Annotated in this window: 16 protein-coding genes; 9 read left to right on the top strand and 7 right to left on the bottom strand. The window is 66.8% G+C overall.

Annotated elements, in window-relative coordinates; translation table 11 throughout:
• The first annotated feature begins 192 nt into the window (after positions 1-192).
• The 6 genes from ACN9MV_RS26575 to ACN9MV_RS26550 all read left to right on the top strand — a co-directional run bounded on the left by ACN9MV_RS26575 (position 193) and on the right by ACN9MV_RS26550 (position 6,673).
• Entirely contained in the window at positions 193-2,937 is a 2,745-nt protein-coding gene (locus ACN9MV_RS26575) for a DUF4118 domain-containing protein (RefSeq protein WP_426390210.1), read from the top strand.
• A 5-nt stretch (positions 2,938-2,942) separates the two neighbouring features.
• A complete protein-coding gene (gene kdpE / locus ACN9MV_RS26570) occupies positions 2,943-3,635 on the top strand; it encodes a two-component system response regulator KdpE (RefSeq protein WP_093179898.1) in 693 nt (230 codons plus the stop codon).
• Positions 3,636-3,760: 125 nt separating this feature from the next.
• A complete protein-coding gene (locus tag ACN9MV_RS26565) occupies positions 3,761-4,660 on the top strand; it encodes a TorF family putative porin (RefSeq protein WP_426390209.1) in 900 nt (299 codons plus the stop codon).
• Positions 4,661-5,087: 427 nt separating this feature from the next.
• Positions 5,088-5,432: a hypothetical protein gene (locus tag ACN9MV_RS26560; RefSeq protein ID WP_093057336.1), complete on the top strand. Its 345-nt coding sequence runs from the start codon at positions 5,088-5,090 to the stop codon at positions 5,430-5,432.
• Complete coding sequence (locus ACN9MV_RS26555; protein WP_426390207.1) at positions 5,422-6,132, top strand: DUF1826 domain-containing protein; 711 nt, start codon at positions 5,422-5,424, stop codon at positions 6,130-6,132. Before ACN9MV_RS26560 ends, ACN9MV_RS26555 begins: the two co-directional genes overlap by 11 nt.
• Before the next feature lie 25 nt (positions 6,133-6,157).
• Positions 6,158-6,673 (top strand): PTS sugar transporter subunit IIA, encoded by a 516-nt coding sequence (locus ACN9MV_RS26550; protein ID WP_426390205.1) that lies wholly within the window; start codon positions 6,158-6,160, stop codon positions 6,671-6,673.
• 36 nt (positions 6,674-6,709) lie between these two features.
• Here ACN9MV_RS26550 and hpaI read toward each other — a convergent pair whose 3' ends face one another.
• Genes hpaI through ACN9MV_RS26530 form a run of 4 tightly spaced genes read right to left on the bottom strand, consistent with a single transcriptional unit; the run spans position 6,710 to position 11,639 of the window.
• The gene (gene hpaI / locus ACN9MV_RS26545) at positions 6,710-7,519 is read right to left on the bottom strand and encodes a 4-hydroxy-2-oxoheptanedioate aldolase (RefSeq protein ID WP_426390203.1); all 810 of its coding nucleotides are present in this window, start codon (positions 7,517-7,519) and stop codon (positions 6,710-6,712) included.
• A gap of 41 nt (positions 7,520-7,560) precedes the next feature.
• The gene (locus ACN9MV_RS26540; protein ID WP_426390201.1) at positions 7,561-9,033 is read right to left on the bottom strand and encodes an NAD-dependent succinate-semialdehyde dehydrogenase; all 1,473 of its coding nucleotides are present in this window, start codon (positions 9,031-9,033) and stop codon (positions 7,561-7,563) included.
• A gap of 31 nt (positions 9,034-9,064) precedes the next feature.
• Positions 9,065-10,588: a UxaA family hydrolase gene (locus tag ACN9MV_RS26535; protein ID WP_426390200.1), complete on the bottom strand. Its 1,524-nt coding sequence runs from the start codon at positions 10,586-10,588 to the stop codon at positions 9,065-9,067.
• A 55-nt stretch (positions 10,589-10,643) separates the two neighbouring features.
• Positions 10,644-11,639 carry a tripartite tricarboxylate transporter substrate binding protein gene (locus tag ACN9MV_RS26530; protein ID WP_093057342.1) on the bottom strand — a complete coding sequence of 332 codons (996 nt, stop codon included), beginning with the start codon at positions 11,637-11,639 and terminating at the stop codon, positions 10,644-10,646.
• Positions 11,640-11,769: 130 nt separating this feature from the next.
• Between ACN9MV_RS26530 and ACN9MV_RS26525 the strand changes: the two genes are divergently transcribed.
• A complete protein-coding gene (locus tag ACN9MV_RS26525) occupies positions 11,770-12,702 on the top strand; it encodes a LysR substrate-binding domain-containing protein (protein WP_093179277.1) in 933 nt (310 codons plus the stop codon).
• Here ACN9MV_RS26525 and ACN9MV_RS26520 read toward each other — a convergent pair.
• Positions 12,699-13,145, bottom strand: coding sequence for a universal stress protein (locus tag ACN9MV_RS26520; RefSeq protein ID WP_093057489.1), 447 nt, complete (start codon positions 13,143-13,145; stop codon positions 12,699-12,701). The two genes, ACN9MV_RS26525 and ACN9MV_RS26520, sit on opposite strands and share 4 nt — an antisense overlap.
• A gap of 132 nt (positions 13,146-13,277) precedes the next feature.
• Here ACN9MV_RS26520 and ACN9MV_RS26515 point away from each other — a divergent pair, with 132 nt between their 5' ends.
• Positions 13,278-13,622, top strand: a complete 345-nt coding sequence (locus tag ACN9MV_RS26515) for a FlxA-like family protein (RefSeq protein WP_426390197.1) — start codon at positions 13,278-13,280, stop codon at positions 13,620-13,622.
• Position 13,623: 1 nt separating this feature from the next.
• Here the strand turns inward: ACN9MV_RS26515 and ACN9MV_RS26510 are convergent, their stop codons facing one another.
• Positions 13,624-14,172, bottom strand: a complete 549-nt coding sequence (locus ACN9MV_RS26510) for a MarR family winged helix-turn-helix transcriptional regulator (protein ID WP_093057345.1) — start codon at positions 14,170-14,172, stop codon at positions 13,624-13,626.
• A 188-nt stretch (positions 14,173-14,360) separates the two neighbouring features.
• Between ACN9MV_RS26510 and ACN9MV_RS26505 the strand changes: the two genes are divergently transcribed.
• The gene (locus ACN9MV_RS26505) at positions 14,361-15,338 is read left to right on the top strand and encodes a tripartite tricarboxylate transporter substrate-binding protein (protein WP_093057346.1); all 978 of its coding nucleotides are present in this window, start codon (positions 14,361-14,363) and stop codon (positions 15,336-15,338) included.
• A gap of 12 nt (positions 15,339-15,350) precedes the next feature.
• Here ACN9MV_RS26505 and ACN9MV_RS26500 read toward each other — a convergent pair whose 3' ends face one another.
• Positions 15,351-16,517: a mandelate racemase/muconate lactonizing enzyme family protein gene (locus ACN9MV_RS26500; protein WP_093057347.1), complete on the bottom strand. Its 1,167-nt coding sequence runs from the start codon at positions 16,515-16,517 to the stop codon at positions 15,351-15,353.
• Positions 16,518-16,537 lie beyond the last annotated feature (20 nt).

The raw sequence follows: 16,537 nt of genomic DNA, 5'->3' as shown, positions 1-16,537 counted from the left end.
AGCTGCACCATGGTGACTGACCTGTTCCACGTCCTTTGCGCGATGGCGGCGCTGTTCATTCCTCTGGGGTTCGCGTGGTTCATCGTGTCCCGCACTGCGCGCCGGCATGCGCGTGGAGCCAGGCGCAGGGAGTCCAAGGCAAGCAGTCCTGCCTCGCGCAAGGGCCCCACGCAACGCTAGCAGGCCTTGTCCATGCAAGATGTCATTCGCCCGGACCCCGATGCCCTGCTGGCCCAACTGCGAAACGACGAAGCGCGCGCACTGCGCGGCAAGCTGCGCATCTACTTCGGCGCCAGTGCCGGTGTCGGCAAGACCTGGGCCATGCTGAGCGCCGCGCAGCGCGAGCGCGCCACCGGGCGCGACGTGCTGATTGGCGTGGTCGAAACCCACGGCCGCACCGAGACCGCCGCGCTGCTCACGGGGCTCGACACACTGCCGCTGCGCGAGCTGGACTACCGCGGCCGCACCCTCGCCGAATTCGACCTCGACGCCGCGCTCGCCCGCAAGCCCGCTGTGCTGCTGGTCGACGAACTGGCTCACACCAACGCTCCCGGCTCGCGACACGTCAAGCGCTGGCAGGACGTGCAGGAACTGCTGGCCGCTGGCATCGAGGTGTGGTCTGCGCTCAACGTGCAGCACCTCGAAAGCCTCAACGGCACGGTCGGCGCGATCACCGGCGTGCGTGTGCACGAGACCGTGCCCGACACCGTGCTCGACGAGGCCGACGAGGTGGTGCTGGTCGACGTCACGCCCGACGAACTCACGGCGCGGCTCGCGGCCGGCAAGGTCTATCTGCCGCAGCAGGCCGAGCGCGCTGCGCAGAACTTCTTTCGCAAGGGCAACCTGATCGCATTGCGCGAGATCGCACTGCGCCGCACCGCCGAGCATGTGGAAGACGACGTGCGCGGCTGGCGCGTGGAGCAGTCGGGCGCTGGCGGCAACGGGCAGGGCCGCGAGCTGCAGGCCTGGAACACCTCGGGCGCGATCCTCGCCTGCGTCGGCCCGCATGAAGGCGCGGCGCAGACGGTGCGCACGGCGGCGCGTCTCGCGGGTCAGCTCAATGTGCGCTGGCATGCGGTGTATGTCGAAACGCCCAGGTTGCAGCGGCTTGCCGCGGAGGAGCGCGATCGCATCCTTGCAGTGCTGAAGCTGGCCGAGGAACTGGGCGCGGTGACTGCGGTGTTGACTGGCGTCGACGTCGCGGTGGAACTTGCCGGGCAAGCCCAGCGGCTCAACTGCGCAACGCTGGTCGTGGGGCGCGCCGAACCGGCCGAAGGCTGGTTGCGATGGTGGCCTTCGGCCGTGCTGACGCGTGAACTCGCCCGCCACGCTCCAGGCCTCGACATCGTCGAGGTCGCGCGAGCCGAAAGCTCCCGGCGCATTGCGCATGGGCGCCCCGGTCGGCTTGCCGACGACAACGTGGAAGACACGGACCGGCCACGGGCGCGATGGCCCGGCTACGCCTTTACCGCGGCGATCAGCGTGGGCATCACGCTGGTTGCCATGCCGCTGTCGAATGTGCTGGAGCTGACCAACATCGTGATGCTGTTCCTGCTCGGCGTGGTCGGTTCGGCGCTGCGCTTCGGGCGCGGACCGGCGGCATTCGCCGCGCTGCTCAACGTTGCGGCCTTCGACTATTTCTTCGTGCCGCCGCGGCTGTCCTTCAGCGTCAGCGACGTGCAGTACGTCCTGACCTTCGTCGTCATGCTCGGCGTTGGCCTGCTGGTGGGGCAGCTCACGGCCGGGCTGCGCTTCGCGGCCGGCGTGTCCGCCAGCCGCGAGCGACGGGCGCAATCGCTGTTCGAACTGACGCGCGAGCTGTCGGCTGCGCTCGAGAGCACGCAGGTCGTCGAGCTCGGAGCAGCGGCGGTCGAAGGCCATTTCGGCGGCCGTGCGCTGGTGCTGGTGACGGACGCGAACGACCGTCTCGTGATGCCGTCGCAGGCACCCAAGGGATTCGACGCCTCCGTCGCCGATTGGTCGTTTCGCCAGGGCCAGCCGGCCGGACTCGCAACCGCCACGCTGGCGGCGCAGCCCTGGCACTACGTGCCGTTGCAGGCGCCGATGCGCATCCGCGGCGTGCTCGCGCTGTCGCCGGCGCAGCCTCGATGGCTGCTGATTCCCGAGCAGGCGCAGCAACTCGAGACGCTGGCGCGGCAGATCGCCATCGCGCTGGAGCGCGTGCATTACGTCGAGGTGGCCCAGCAGGCGGTGGTCGAAATGGAATCGGAGCGCCTGCGCAACGCCTTGCTCGGAGCAATTTCGCATGACGTACGCACTCCGCTCACAGCGTTGATCGCACTGGCCGAGTCGCTGCAGAACCTGCCGTCCGACGAGCACGTGGAGGCCGCTCGCGCAATCGTCTCGCAGGCACACCAGCTCCACGCGCTGGTCAGCAATCTGCTGGACATGGCGCGCCTCGAAAGCGGCATTGCCGGCGGCGCGGTGAACCTGCGGCGCGACTGGCAGTCGGTGGAAGAAGTCCTCGGGTCGGCGATCCGGGCGGCCGAACCGGCGCTGGGCGGCGTGCATGTGCAGACGGTGCTGCCGGTCGACTTGCCGCTCGTCGAGTTCGACGCCGTGCTCATCGAGCGCGTGCTCGTCAACCTGCTGGAAAACGCCGCGAAATACGGCGCGCCGCCGATCGTGGCGAGCGGCTCCGTCACCGACGCCGCCCTGGTGCTCACGGTGCGCGACCACGGGCCCGGCCTGCCCGACGTCGTGAAGGGCCATGAGCAGACGCTGTTCGACAAGTTCACGCGCGGGCAGGCGGAATCGGCCACGCCCGGCGTCGGCCTGGGTCTTGCCATCTGCAAGGCCGTGGTCAATGCACACGGCGGAGACGTGACTGCCTCGAACGCGCAGGACGGTGGCGCCGAGTTCGTCGTGACATTGCCGCGGCGGGCCCCGCCGGTATCCATGGAAGCCCAGCTCTGAAGAACATGTCCTCACACACAGCCGTTGTCATTGAAGACGAGCCGCAGATCCGGCGGTTCGTGCGTGGTGCGCTCGAAACCGAAGGCTGGCAGGTGCACGAGGCCGGCACGCTGCGCGAAGGCCTGACGGCCGCAGGAACCCGCAGGCCCGACCTGCTCGTTCTGGACCTTGGACTGCCGGACGGCGACGGCGTATCGCTCATCCTCGACGTTCGCCGCTGGTCCGCCGTGCCGATCATCGTGCTGTCGGCACGCACCAGCGAGGCCGACAAGATCACCGCGCTGGATGCCGGCGCCGACGACTATCTGACCAAGCCCTTCGGCGCCGGCGAGTTGCTGGCGCGCGTGCGGGCCACGCTGCGCCGGCCGCGCCCGATCAGCGGTGCGGAGGAGGCCGAAGCCGTCTTTCGCTTCGGCGAGGTGGAGGTCGACCACGTTGCCCGGGTGGTGCGGCGCGCCGGTGTCGAAGTGCACCTCACGCCAACGGAATATCGCCTCCTGTCGGTGTTGATTGCCAACGTGGGGCGCGTGCTGACGCAACGCCAGTTGCTGATCACTGTATGGGGTCCGGCGCAGACGGAGCAGAACCACTATCTGCGCATCTACATGGGGCATCTGCGCCAGAAACTGGAAGTCGACCCTGCGCAGCCGCGCCATCTGCTGACTGAGACGGCGGTGGGTTACAGGCTGTCCGTCTGACCAGGTCCGGCAGCGCCGAAGCATGAAGCCGCGATGAAATCTTTATGCGCGCGGCGCTACTTTTTACAAGGCTTTTATGAGGCGGCTTCTAGGCTATGCGCTTCCGTTTTTTTAACTATTGCCTCATGAAAAAAATCCCCAGCAGGGCCGCTTCCACCATCGCAGCCAAGCACGCGCTCGTGTTGATCTCTGCATTCGCCGCTTCGGGCGCAGCCCTGGCGCAAACAGCAACGACGGATGCCGCAGCAGCACCGGCAGCCGCTCCCGCCCCGAATCTCACGGGCAACGTGTCTATCACCACGAACTACAAGTTCCGTGGGCAGGACCAGGACATGATCGGCAAGAACGACTACGCCAAGACCAAGGGCTTCAAGCCCGCCATTCAAGGCGGCCTGGACTACGCCTTCGGCGACAGCGGCTTCTACGTGGGCAACTGGAACTCCAGCGTCAACTGGCTCAAGGGCAACAGCATCGAGATGGACGTGTACGGCGGCTACAAGTTCAAGGCCGGCCCGCTGGACATGGACGTCGGTGCGCTCACCTACATCTACCCGGGCAACTCCGCGGGCAACACCACCGAGCTGTACGTTGCGGGCACCTACGCCAACGAAACCCTCGGTTCGTTCACCGCCAAGTACTCGCACACCGTGTCGAAGGACTACTTCGGCTACGCGGGCAACAAGGCCGGCTCGGGCCTGAAGGGCACCAACACCGGCTACCTGAACCTGTCGTACAGCAAGGAAATCGTGCCCAAGGTCACGCTGAAGGCGGCGGTGGGCTACACGAACATGTCCAGCGACATCCGCAGCCTGGGCTACAAGAGCTACGTCGACTACAACGTCGGCGCGAGCTATGACTTCGGCAACGGCCTGTCGCTGACCGGCTCGGTGCAGGGCGCCAACAAGAAGAGCTCGTACCTGGCAGTGGCCAACCCCGGCGTCGACCTCGGCTTCGGCACCTTCGGCCAGACGACCTACTCGCCGAACAAGGCGCGCTTCATCCTCACGCTGACGAAGACGCTCTGATCCCCAAGGCGACAGGCGGGCCGCGGCCCGCCTTCGTGCACACCATGCCTCCAGGAGAAACGCTCTGGTCCCGCGCTGCTGCGTGGGTTCGGGCGGCTCGCGCCTTGCCTGACATGAGCCTGCATTGGTCCTGCTGCGGCACGCCCATGCTCGATCCCGCGCAGGAGAGCCTGGAAAGCCAGGACGGCGCCGAAGTTCTCCTGGCTTCCTGCGGTCATTGCGGAGCGCGCTGGTTGAGCGTTGTTCCGCAAGAGGGCTGCCCGGGTTGCTGGGAAATCTCTTGCTCGTCCACGGCCGGTTCCAGATCGGGCCAGCGCTGAAGCCAGCATATTTACGCGGCATTTCCACCGCAGGGTGCATTGTTTACACCGTTTTCACACGCGCCTGCCGATACTGACACTGTGTTCTTTTCCATTGCAGGAGTTTCATGGCTTACGCCGCTTATCGGGAATACGCAGGCACTGTGCGTGCCAAGAGCGAGACGGTTTTCAAGGTGCTCGACGTCACGGTGCCGTCGGTCGACGCGTGCCGCGTGCGGCGCGGCATCGCCGCATGCAAGGGTGCCGGCGTGCTGCGCTGCGAGCCCCTGATGCGTGTGAATGCAACGTGCGCAAATGGCGCTCCGCGCGCCCGCCTCATGATTCGTCTGCCCCTGGAGAGCTATGCCTCCGTGGTGCACTGTCTGCTCGAATGCGCGCCCGATGGCGAGATCGGCCACCTCACAAGCTGGCGCGAGCATCTCCAGCGTTGTGGTCTGGCCAATGGCGGCTGACCTGGAGAGCGCGGTCGCCGATGCGACGGCCGATTCCGGCAAGACCTTCGTCCACGATTGCCTGAGTCGGCCAGCGCCCTTGCGGCTCCCGCCGGAGATCCTGCTCGGCCAGGACATCGACGTGCTCGAACGCATTCTGGAACCGGGCATCGACCTGGCGCTGTGGCGGCGCGAACCGCAGGCTCCGATTGCTGCATGGCTGGATGCCTTGCCTCCGGCCAGGCATCCCACGGCGCAACTGCAATTGCGCGCGGCCGATGTAGCGGCTGCGTTGCAGGCAGCGTGCAAGACCTCGCGCACGCCGCGTGGACCCGGGCGAGACGCTCTGCTGGCAGACATCGACATGCTCGCCACACGCTTCGCGCTGATCACTGGCAGCCCCCGGATGACCCTTACGCTGCAGGTTCGCGGCTGTGACATCGATGAAAACTGGCACCTTGACCATGCCGGGCTGCATCTGCTGTGCAGCTACAGCGGCCTGGGCACGGAGTGGGTGGCATCTCCGCACGCAGACACGGCACTGCGGATGCCGAAGTGCTTTACGGGACCTTTCGAGCGCATGCCGCTCCAGGCCGTCGCGCTCCTTCAGGGACGTGGCGTGGATGCGCAAGGCGGTGATCGAGGGCTGGTGCACCGTTCGCCGCAACTGCGCTACCTCGGATCGCATCGCTACGTGTTGCGTCTGGACGAACTGCGGTAGATGCGCTCCAACCGGGCGCATCTTCATGAAATTCGAGGAGACGATTTCGATGACACACGACATCGCGCAGATTGCCGTCTGGCTGCAACCGCAGGACATCCTGTTCGACGCCGATGTCCGGGATCGAACGCACGCGCTCGATCTCGTTGCGGCGACGATCTGCGGTGCTCGCGGCCTCGACCCGGCACCAGTCTTTCGCGCGTTGTGTCGACGTGAACAGGCTGGATCGACCGCCCTCGGCGACGGATTCGCGATTCCGCACGCACGCATCGACGGCATCGAACGGCCCGTCACCCTGTTCATTCGCACCAGGCGGCCGATTGCCTTCGATGCCCCGGACGGCAAGCCGGTCTCCCAAATGCTGGCCATCACGGTGCCGGAGGATGGCGCCAAGGACGATCATCTGCAGTTGCTCGCGCTGATGGCCCGCCTGTTCTCCGAACATCGTTTCCGGGCGCAGCTCGATGGCGCGCCGAACGCGGCGGCGGTCGAGGACGCGTTTCGGGCGGGGACTGCGCGCGTGGCTTCTGCTTCCTCGTAGCGAGGGGTTCTCTATCTCGCTAGCTGCCGCCGTGACTCAGTACGCCCCGCGCGATTCAGGCGGCACGGGAGTAGAAACCGGCGCACCGAGGAAGTCGGCCGCCAACTTGCGCGAGGCGCCCGCGTACAGCAGCACGTCGACGCCGACGGCGACGAAGGTGCAGCCGAGTTCGAGGTAGCGGCGCGCCAGCTTCGGATCTGAAGTCAGCGTGCCGGCGGCTTTGCCTGAGGCCACGATAGTCCGCATCGCACCTTCGATGGCCGCCTGCACTTCGGGGTGGCCGGGCCTGCCGCGATGGCCCATCGAGGCCGCGAGGTCGGCTGGGCCGATGAACACGCCGTGCACGCCATCGACCTCGCAGATCGACGCGAGGTTGCCCAGCGCCTGCACCGTCTCGGCCTGCACCAGCAGGCAGACTTCGTCGTCGGCTGCGTCGAGGTAGTCGGTGCGCGCGCTCCACTGCGACGCGCGTCCGACTGCGCTACCCACGCCGCGAATGCCGAGCGGTGGATAGCGCGTGGCCGACACCAGCGCACGCGCCTGCCCGGCGGTGTCGACCATCGGCACCAGCAGGTTCTTCGCGCCGATGTCGAGCAACTGCTTGATGAGCGCGGTGTCGCCCTGCACGGCGCGCACCACCGGCTGAGCCCGATGCGGCGCCACCGCCTGCAGCGCGGCCAGCGTCGAGCGCAAGTCGTTGGGGGCGTGTTCGCCGTCGATCAGCAGCCAGTCGAAGCCGGCGGTTGCGCTGACCTCGGCCATGTACGGATCGGCCATCGAGAGCCAGAGGCCGACCTGCGGCTGGTTTGCGGCCAGGGCCGCCTTGAAGGGGTTGTGAGCGGGCATGTGGGATCTGTCGAAGAGTGGTGATGAATGGGCGCCGGCCGTCAGTCCAGCTGCCCCTGGCACACGTACTTGGTGTGCAGGTAGTCGTCCAGCCCGTGGACCGAGCCCTCGCGGCCGTAGCCCGAGTCCTTCACGCCGCCGAAGGGCGCAGCCTCGGCTGCCAGCGCGCCTTCGTTGATGCCGACGATGCCGGTCTCCAGCGCATCGGCCACGCGCCAGATGCGGCGCACGTCGCGTGAATAGAAATACGCGGCCAGGCCGAAGGGCGTGTCGTTCGCCTGCGCGATCACCTCGGCCTCGTTCGAGAAGCGCGTCAGTGGCGCGACCGGGCCGAAGGTCTCTTCGCAGGCGCAGGCCATGGTGGCGTCTGTATCGGCGAGCACGGTCGGTGCGAAGTAGTTCGAGCCGAGCTCGGGCAGTCGTGTACCGCCGGTGAGCACGCGCGCGCCACGCGCCACCGCGTCCTGCACATGGCGCTCGATCTTCTCGACCGCGCGCGCATTGATCATCGGCCCGATCTGAGAGGCCGCGTCGGCGGCAGGTCCGACGCGCAATGCCGCCACGCGTGCAACCAGCAGTTCGGAAAAACGTTCGTGCACTGCCTCATGCACGAAGACGCGGTTCGGACACACGCAGGTCTGGCCGCCGTTGCGGAACTTGGCGGCCATCAGGCCTTCCACCGCGGCCTCGATGTCTGCATCTTCGAACACGATGAACGGAGCATTGCCGCCGAGTTCGAGCGACAGCTTCTTGAGCGTGTCGGCCGAACGGCGCGCGAGGTGCTTGCCGACGGGCGTGGAGCCGGTGAAAGTGATCTTGCGCACGCGCGCATCGTCGAGCCAGGCATCGACCACTTCGGGCGTGCGCTCGCGCGATGCGGTCACGATGTTCAGCACGCCCGGCGGTACGCCGGCTTCCGCGGCAAGGGCCACCAGCGCGAGCGAAGTCAGCGGCGTGTCCTCGGCCGGCTTGCACACCACGGTGCAGCCCGCGGCAAGCGCCGGCGCGATCTTGCGCGCGATCATCGCGGCCGGAAAATTCCACGGCGTGATCGCAGCGACCACGCCGACCGGTTCGCGTAGCGCGAACATGCGCCGGCCCGGCACGGGCGCCGGAATGACGTCGCCGTTGGCGCGTGTGGCTTCCTCGGCAAACCACTCGATGTAGCTGGCCGCATAGGCAACCTCGCCGCGGCCTTCGGCCAGCGGCTTGCCTTGCTCACGCGAGATGAGCCGGCCCAGGTCTTCCTGGTGCGCGAGCACAAGGTCGTTCCAGCGCTTGAGGATCTGCGCGCGCTGCTTGGCGGGTGTTTTGCGCCAGGCGGGAAAGGCGGCATGCGCGGCATCGACGGCTGCGTGCGCGTCGATTGCGCTGGAGTCGGGTACCTGCGCGATGAGGGCGCCGGTGGCCGGGTCGGTCACGTCGAGCGTGCCGCCGGAAGCGGAGCGCAACCATTCGCCGGCGATGAAGTTGGCCGTGCGTTGCAGGTCGGGGCGCGAAAGGGTCAGGGGCATGGAGAGAAGGAGAAAGGGGGAAAGAAGGCAGTCAGCTCACGATGCCCAGGTGCCAGGGCACGAACTCGTGGTCGCCCAGTCCGAGTGTCTCGCTCTTGGTCGGCTCGCCCGAAGCGTGGCGCAGGATCTGCTCGAAGATCTGCTGGCCCAGTTCGGGCACGGAGAGTTCGCCGTCGATCACCACGCCGCAGTTGATGTCCATGTCTTCCTCCAGGCGGCGAAACATCGGAGTGTTGCTCGCGAGCTTGATCGTCGGCGCGGGCTTGCTGCCGAACATCGAGCCGCGTCCGGTGGTGAAGCAGATCAGCTGCGCGCCGCTGGCGATCTGCCCCGTTGCGGCCACCGGGTCGTAGCCCGGCGAATCCATGAAGACGAAGCCGGGTTCCTCGATCGGCTCGGCGTATTCGTACACCGCGCGAAGCGGCGTGGTGCCGCCCTTCATCGCAGAGCCCAGCGATTTCTCGAAGATGTTGGCCAGTCCGCCGGCCTGGTTGCCGTGGCCCACCACGCCGTTGAACTGCGCGTTCTGGCCGGCCGCGTAGCGCTCCCACCAGGCCAGCCGGTCGAGCAGCTTCTGCCCGACCTCGGGTGTTACGGCGCGGCGCGTGAGCATGAATTCCACGCCGTGAATCTCGGGCGTTTCCGACAGGATGGCTGTGCCGCCGTGGCGCACCAGCACGTCCATCGCCGCGCCGAGCGCGGGGTTGGCGGTGATGGCCGAGAAGCCGTCGGAGCCGCCGCATTCGAGCCCTATCTTCAGATGGTGCGCGCCGACGCGCGTGCGCCGTGCGGCATTGGCCTCGGGCAGCATTTCTTCGATTGCGCGGATACCGGCCTCGATGGTCTGGCGCGTGCCGCCCACTTCCTGCATCACCAGCGTGCGCATCAGGCGGCCCGTTTCGAGCCCTTGCGAATCGACCAGCGCATCGACCTGGTTGCGTTCGCAGCCCAGGCCGACGATCAGCACGCCGGCCAGGTTCGGGTGGCGCGCATAGCCCGCCAGCGTGCGGCGCAACACGTCGAAATGCTCGCTCGGCGACGACATGCCGCAGCCGCTGGTCTGCGCGAAGGAGGCCACGCCATCCACGTTGGGAAAGGCGGCCATGCGCTCGGGCGTGAAGTGCGCGGCGATGCGCTTGATGACCGTGGCCGAGCAGTTCACCGACGACAGGATGCCGATGAAGTTGCGCGTGCCGACGCCGCCGCCGGGCCGCTCGAAGCCCATGAAGGTCGCGCGTTCGGCAACTGGCACGAAATCCACCGGGCGCACGTCTTGGCAGAAGGCCGGGTCGCGGTAGCTGTCGACCAGCGTGAGGTTGTGGCTGTGCACGTAGTCGCCAGCCTGCAGGTCGCGCGAGGCTACGCCGATCACCGTGTCGTACTTCTTCACTTCCTCGCCGGCCGCGATGGCGCGCGACGCGATCTTGTGGCCGGCGGGAATCTGCGCCCTGGCGCGCACGCCGAACTCGGCGATCGTTTCGCCCAGGGCAATGGCGCTCTTGGCGACCAGCACGTTGTCGTTCGAGTGCAGGCGAAGCAGGGGACTGTCGTTCATGGCGTGGCGTGGGGTTGCTTCGAGCAGGGTCGGATGCCGGTGGGCGAGGGCTTCATCAGCCCTTTTCCATCAGCTCCTTGAGGTTGAGCTTGCGGATCAGGTCGGTCTCTTGCCGGTACACGGTCTGCACGTACTTCTGGTATTCGGGGCCGTCCTGGTACATGACCGGCGCATCGATGCTTTCCGCCACCTTGCGGAACTCTTCGCTGTTGACGGCCGTGCGGAACGCATCGCGCAGCCGCTTCTCGACTGCGGCAGGCAGGCCCTTGGGCGCACCGATGCCGTTGGGCGCTTCCACTACCACGTCGAAGCCGAGCTCCTTGAGCGTGGGCGTGTCCTTGAAGCGCGGCGTGCGCGCCTCGCCCCAGGTGGCGAGCAGGCGCAGCTTGCCGCTTTCGACGTGCGGCGCCCACGAACTGCTGTCGGCCAGCATGTCGACCTGTTCGCCCAGCACGTCCTGCAGCGCGGCCGAGCCGCCCTTGTAGGCGATGGCGTTGAACTTCACGCCGGCGGCCTGCGCGAACTGCTCCATGCCCACGTGCGTTGCGCCGCCGATACCGGCGTGTGCGTAGGTGACGGTGCCGGGATGGGCCTTGGCCTGCGCCACGGCGTCGCGCAGCGACTTGAACGGCGAGCGTGCCGGCACCGCGATGCCGAAGGTCTGGCCCGAAGTGCGCGCGAGGTAGGTGAGGTCTTTCAGTGGATCGAGCTGCACCGTGCCGATCTGGGAGAAGCGCGTGACCGAAATCGGTATCTGGCCGATCGTGTAGCCGTCGGGCCGCGCCGAGGCCAGCGCCTTGGTGCCGATCATTCCCGAGGCACCTGCGCGGTTCTCCAGCGCAATGGGCTGCCCGAGTTCGCGTGCGGCGATCTGGCAGATGATGCGCATCGACCGGTCGGCCGTGCCGCCCGCGGGCCACGGGCAGATGAATGTTAGGGGGCGTTCGGGGTAGTCGGCGGCCAGCGCGCGAGCGGGGGCGGTGGCGAGAGCTGCGGCGCCGAGGCCGCCCAGCACGAGCTGGCGCCGCGCCATGTTGCGAGGGGTTTTCATCGTTGTCTCCAGAAATCGTTGTTCGGCAAGCAAGGCGGATTCTTCCGGAGACAATCATTGCCATCCAATGAAATAGCGGACTCTCTTCATGAGCTCCAGGTTATGAAGAAGAAAGCCCGCTCAAAGCGCCATGAGCCAGATCGATCGCGTTCTTCGTTCCAACCTCAAGCTGCGTCATCTGCAACTGCTGGTGGCGCTGGATGAGTTTCGCCACCTGGGGCGGGTCTCGGAGTTTCTTTCGATCACGCAGCCGGCCGTTTCGAAGATGCTGGCAGAGATCGAGCGCATGTTCGATCTGAAACTGTTCACGCGCTCCACGCGCGGCACCGAGCCCACGCCCTTCGGCGTCACGGTGGTGCGCTTTGCGCGCTCGGTGCTGGCCGACTACCAGCGCACGCGCGACGAGATCGACGCCGTGGCCAGCGGCGGCGCCGGCCGCACCAGCGTGGGCGCGATGGTGGTGGCGACGCCGAGCCTGCTCGTCAAGGCCATCCAGCAGCTCAAGAAGCAGTCGGCACTGACCACCGTGATGGTGGAAGAGGGCGATCTCACGCGGCTGCTGCCCCGCCTGCGCGTGGGCGAACTCGACCTGATCGTCGGCCGGCTGGAGCCCGGCTATGCCTCGCCGGACCTGGAGACCGAAGCCCTCTACACGGAGCCGATGTGCATCGTGGTGAGCCCCGGCCACCCGTTGGCGGAGGCTTCCAGGCCAAGCTGGAAGATGCTCGCCGAGCTGCCCTGGGTGGTGCCCCCGCCGTGGGCTTCATCGCGCTCGAAGCTGGCCCAGATGTTCTACAAGCACCGCCTCGTGCCGCCGGCGGACATCGTCGAGACCGCTTCGTTTCTCGTCACGCTGTCCGTCATGCATGAGAGGCCGGCCGTCGGGTTCCTCGCGCGAAGCGTCGCACGGCACTTCGCGAAGCAGGGGCAGCTGTGCATCCTGAAGATCAACGTGCCGATCGAGCTTCCGCCGGTGGGCATCATCACGCTGCGGGGGCGTTCGCAGACGCCCGCCAGTCAGCTACTTATGGAATGCCTGCGAAAGGTCGCGCCGCCGCGTTAGCGCAGCACCAGCACCGGAATGTGCGAGTGCGTCAGCACGTGCAGCGTCTCGCTGCCCATCAGCAGGCGCGCCAGGCTGCGCCGTCCGTGCGAGGCCATCACGATCAGGTCGCACTGCTGGTTCTTCGCGGTCGTGATGATGGCCTCGGCCACCTGGTTCGACTTCATGACGATGGCCTGCGGATTGCGAACGCCCTTGGCGACCGCTGTGGCCACGACCTTGTCGACCAGTTGCTGCGCGGCGCGGTCCGTATGCTCCTGGGAGGCCTGGATGTCCCGCTGGCTCAGCATCATCGAGCCTTCGAAGTAGCCGACCGGCTCGATGTGCGCGACGGTGACGCTCACCAGTTCCGCGTTGGTCAACAGGGCCAGGTCGATGGCGGCGTTGACCGCTTGCTCCGACAGCGCGGAGCCGTCGGTTGCGACAAGAACACGCTTGTACATGGCAGGCTCCTTGGCCCCCGGCACCGCGGGTGCCCTCATGTTCAGTCTAGTTCGCGATCGCGGTCATGCAAGGCCCTTCAGTTTTCGCCTCGGTTGCCGATAACCCTCCTGAGGACACAACAGAGGACCCAGATGCTGAATGCCATCAGTGCGACCGGCAGCGCCAGAAGCGGAGGCGACGTCAACGCCGAAATCGCGAAGATCCAGCGCCAGATCACGACGACTCAGAAGCAGATCGCGGAAACGCAGGGCCAGCTGCTCGGCACGCCCGAGGGCGATGCACGCGATGCGATCCGGCTGCAGCTCGAAGCGCTGGCGGCCCGGCTTGCCATGCTGCAGCAGCAGATGAACGCGCTGCGCACGGCCAGCGTTCAAAAGAGCGCGATGGCTTCAATGGAAGAGAGCAGCAGCAGCACATCGCAGCGCGCCAACGCTGGTAGCACTTCGATCGGCAGCATGCTGGACGTGAAGGCCTGACTCAGCCTCCGCGTTCCGGCCACCGGTGCCGCGTGCCCCCCGAGCGCCGGTCCGCCTTCTCCATGACAACGCCCTGCACGAGCAACTGCTCTCCGCGTTGCTCCAGGTGCTGCAGGCAGCGAAGAAAGACATCGAGATCCGCAGGCTCGATGCCTTCGAGCAATTCGGTGTTCAGCCCCGCGATCCGGGGAAACAGCCTGCCGAACAACTGCTGGCCCGAAGCGCTCAGCCGCACGTGCACTTCGCGGCGGTCCTGAGCGTCCTGCCGCCGCACCACCAGCTTCTTCTCGACCAGGCTGCGCAGTCCGCGCGAGGTGCGCACGCGGTCCAGGTGCAGGTGCGTGGCCAGCGTCGACGCAGTCATCTCGCCCTCCTGCGCGAGCGTGGCGATCATTCCCCACTCGCGGCGCGTGATGCCGAAGCCTCCTTCGACCAGGCGGGTCGCCATGCCGTTGCCCGAGCGCATGGCTCGTGCCAGGCGGTACAGCAGCAGGTCGTTCAGGGAACGGGGCGCGCGCAACGCTGCTGCATCGGGAAAAGCTTGTTGCATACGTATGAAAAATGGGATGAGGAGTGTGGTTCGCCCGCCTCGGAGCACTGGTAGTTGATTAGATCAACTGTTTGCCCATACGTATAAACCGGTAACAAATTTGAACGAACGGAAACAGTCTTGGCGCGCGATTTTCGCCGTGAAAACTCGCGCGCCCCCGTTCACGACAACCGCTCGCAGGAGATCCGATGCCCGCATTCCTTTCCAGGCGCAAGCTCATCATGGCGTGGGGCATTGCCCTGGCCGCTTGCGCTCCCATGGTCCACGCCCAGGCGCTGGACGGCGGGCCGCTCACCCTCGTGGTCGGCTATGCGCCGGGCGGCAGCACCGACCGCATCGCGCGCCTGATCGCCGAGCGGCTGACGCCCAAGCTCGGCGTTCAGGTGAGCGTGGAAAACCGCCCGGGCGAGGGCGGCCGGCTCGCGGCCAAGGAAGTAAAGCGCGCCCCCGCCGGGCAGAACGTGCTGATGCTCGGCAACCCCGCCGTGATGGTGGTCGCGCCGCTGGTCTTCAAGGACGCGGGCTATGACCCCGACAAGGACTTCGTGCCCGTGTCGCAAGTCAGCAGCTACGACTTTGCGCTGGCGGTCGGCAACAAGCTCCAACTCGACCGCGCGATGTTTCTCGTGAGCCGGCTGTGGGCACATCCGGAAGAGGCGATTTTCGGCGTGCCCGCCACTGGCAGCCTGCCTCACTTCTTCGGCCTGATGGTGGGCGATGCGCTGAGCGTGCAGCCGCAGATCAAGGGCTACGGCGGTTCGGCGCCTCTGGCGGCCGACCTGAGCGGCGGCAGCCTGCCCATTGCCATCGACACGCTCGATTCGCTCTATCCCCAGCACGTGGCCGGCAAGATCCGCATCCTGGCCACCTCGGGCAAGAAGCGCGCGAGCTTCGCGCCCAACATTCCCATCTTCCGCGAGGCCGGCATGAAGATCGATGCCGACGGCTGGAACACCTTCTTCGCGCCCAGCACCATGCCGAACGCCAAGGTGCAACTGCTGGCCAACGCGATCCGCGACGTCATGAAAGACCCGGGCCTCCAGAAGGCGGCCGACGCGCTCTACATCACGCCCGTGATCAGCAATGCGGCCGAGACGGCTCAGATGCTGAAGGCCTTTCGCGCGCAGTGGGAGCCAGTGGTTCGGCGCTCCGGCTTCCAGCCCTGAGACTTTCTTTCGTCAGCTCGCAAGCGCCCGCATCTCCGCAATGAGATCGGCCTTGCCCTCGAAGCCGATGCCGGGCAGCGGCGGCAGCGTGACGTAGCCGTTGTCCACCTTCACGCCATCGGGGAAGCCACCATAGGGCTGGAACAGGTCGGGGTAGCTCTCGTTGCCGCCGAGCCCGAGGCCGGCCGCAATGGCGAGCGACATCTGGTGGCCGCCGTGCGGAATGCAGCGCGAGGGTGACCAGCCGTTCTCCTTCAGCATGTCGAGTGTGCGCAGGTACTCCACCAGCCCGTAGCTCAGCGCGCAGTCGAACTGCAGCCAGTCGCGGTCGGGCCGCATGCCGCCGTGGCGAATCAGGTTGCGTGCGTCCTGCATCGAGAACAGGTTCTCGCCCGTGGCCATGGGGCCGGCGTACACCTCGCCGAGCTTCGCCTGCAGCTCGTAGTCGAGCGGATCGCCGGCTTCCTCGTACCAGAACAGCGGGTACTGCGAGAGCGCGCGGCCGTAGTCGACGGCGGTCTTCAGGTCGAAGCGGCCATTGGCATCCACTGCCAGTTGCTGGCCGGGGCCGAGGATCTTCAGCACCGACTCGATGCGCTCGCAGTCTTCAGCGAGCGTGGCGCCGCCGATCTTCATCTTCACCACCGAGTAGCCGCGCTCAAGGTAGCTGGTCATCTCGCGCTGCAGGCCTTCCACGCCCTTGCCGGGGTAGTAGTAGCCGCCCGCTGCGTAGACGAACACGCGCGGGTTCGGCGTGCCGTTGCCGTAGCGCTCGGCCAGCAGCTGGTAGAGCGGCTTGCCCGCGATCTTGGCGGTGGCGTCCCACACCGCCATGTCGATGGTGCCCACGGCCACCGAGCGTTCGCCGTGGCCGCCGGGCTTCTCGTTGATCATCATGCGGGCCCAGATCTTGTGCGGATCGAGGTTGTCGCCGGTTTCGTCGAGCAGCGACGCGGGCTCGGCTTCGAGCAGGCGCGGCAGGAAGCGCTCGCGGATCAGCCCGCCCTGGCCATAGCGGCCGTTGGAGTTGAAGCCATATCCGATGACGGGCTTGCCGTCGCGGATCACGTCGGTGACCACGGCCACGAGGCTCAGGGTCATCTTCGAGAAGTCGATGTAGGCGTTGCGGATGTCCGACTTGATGGGACGGGTGGATTCGAGGATGTTGACGATTTTCATGGTCGGGTTCGGGGGATGGA

The sequence above is a fragment of the Variovorax sp. R-27 genome (assembly GCF_049913215.1).
Taxonomy (GTDB): Bacteria; Pseudomonadota; Gammaproteobacteria; order Burkholderiales; family Burkholderiaceae_C; genus Variovorax.
The sequence above is the reverse complement of the archived record's forward strand: the minus strand, read 5'-3'. Positions and strand labels throughout refer to the sequence as shown.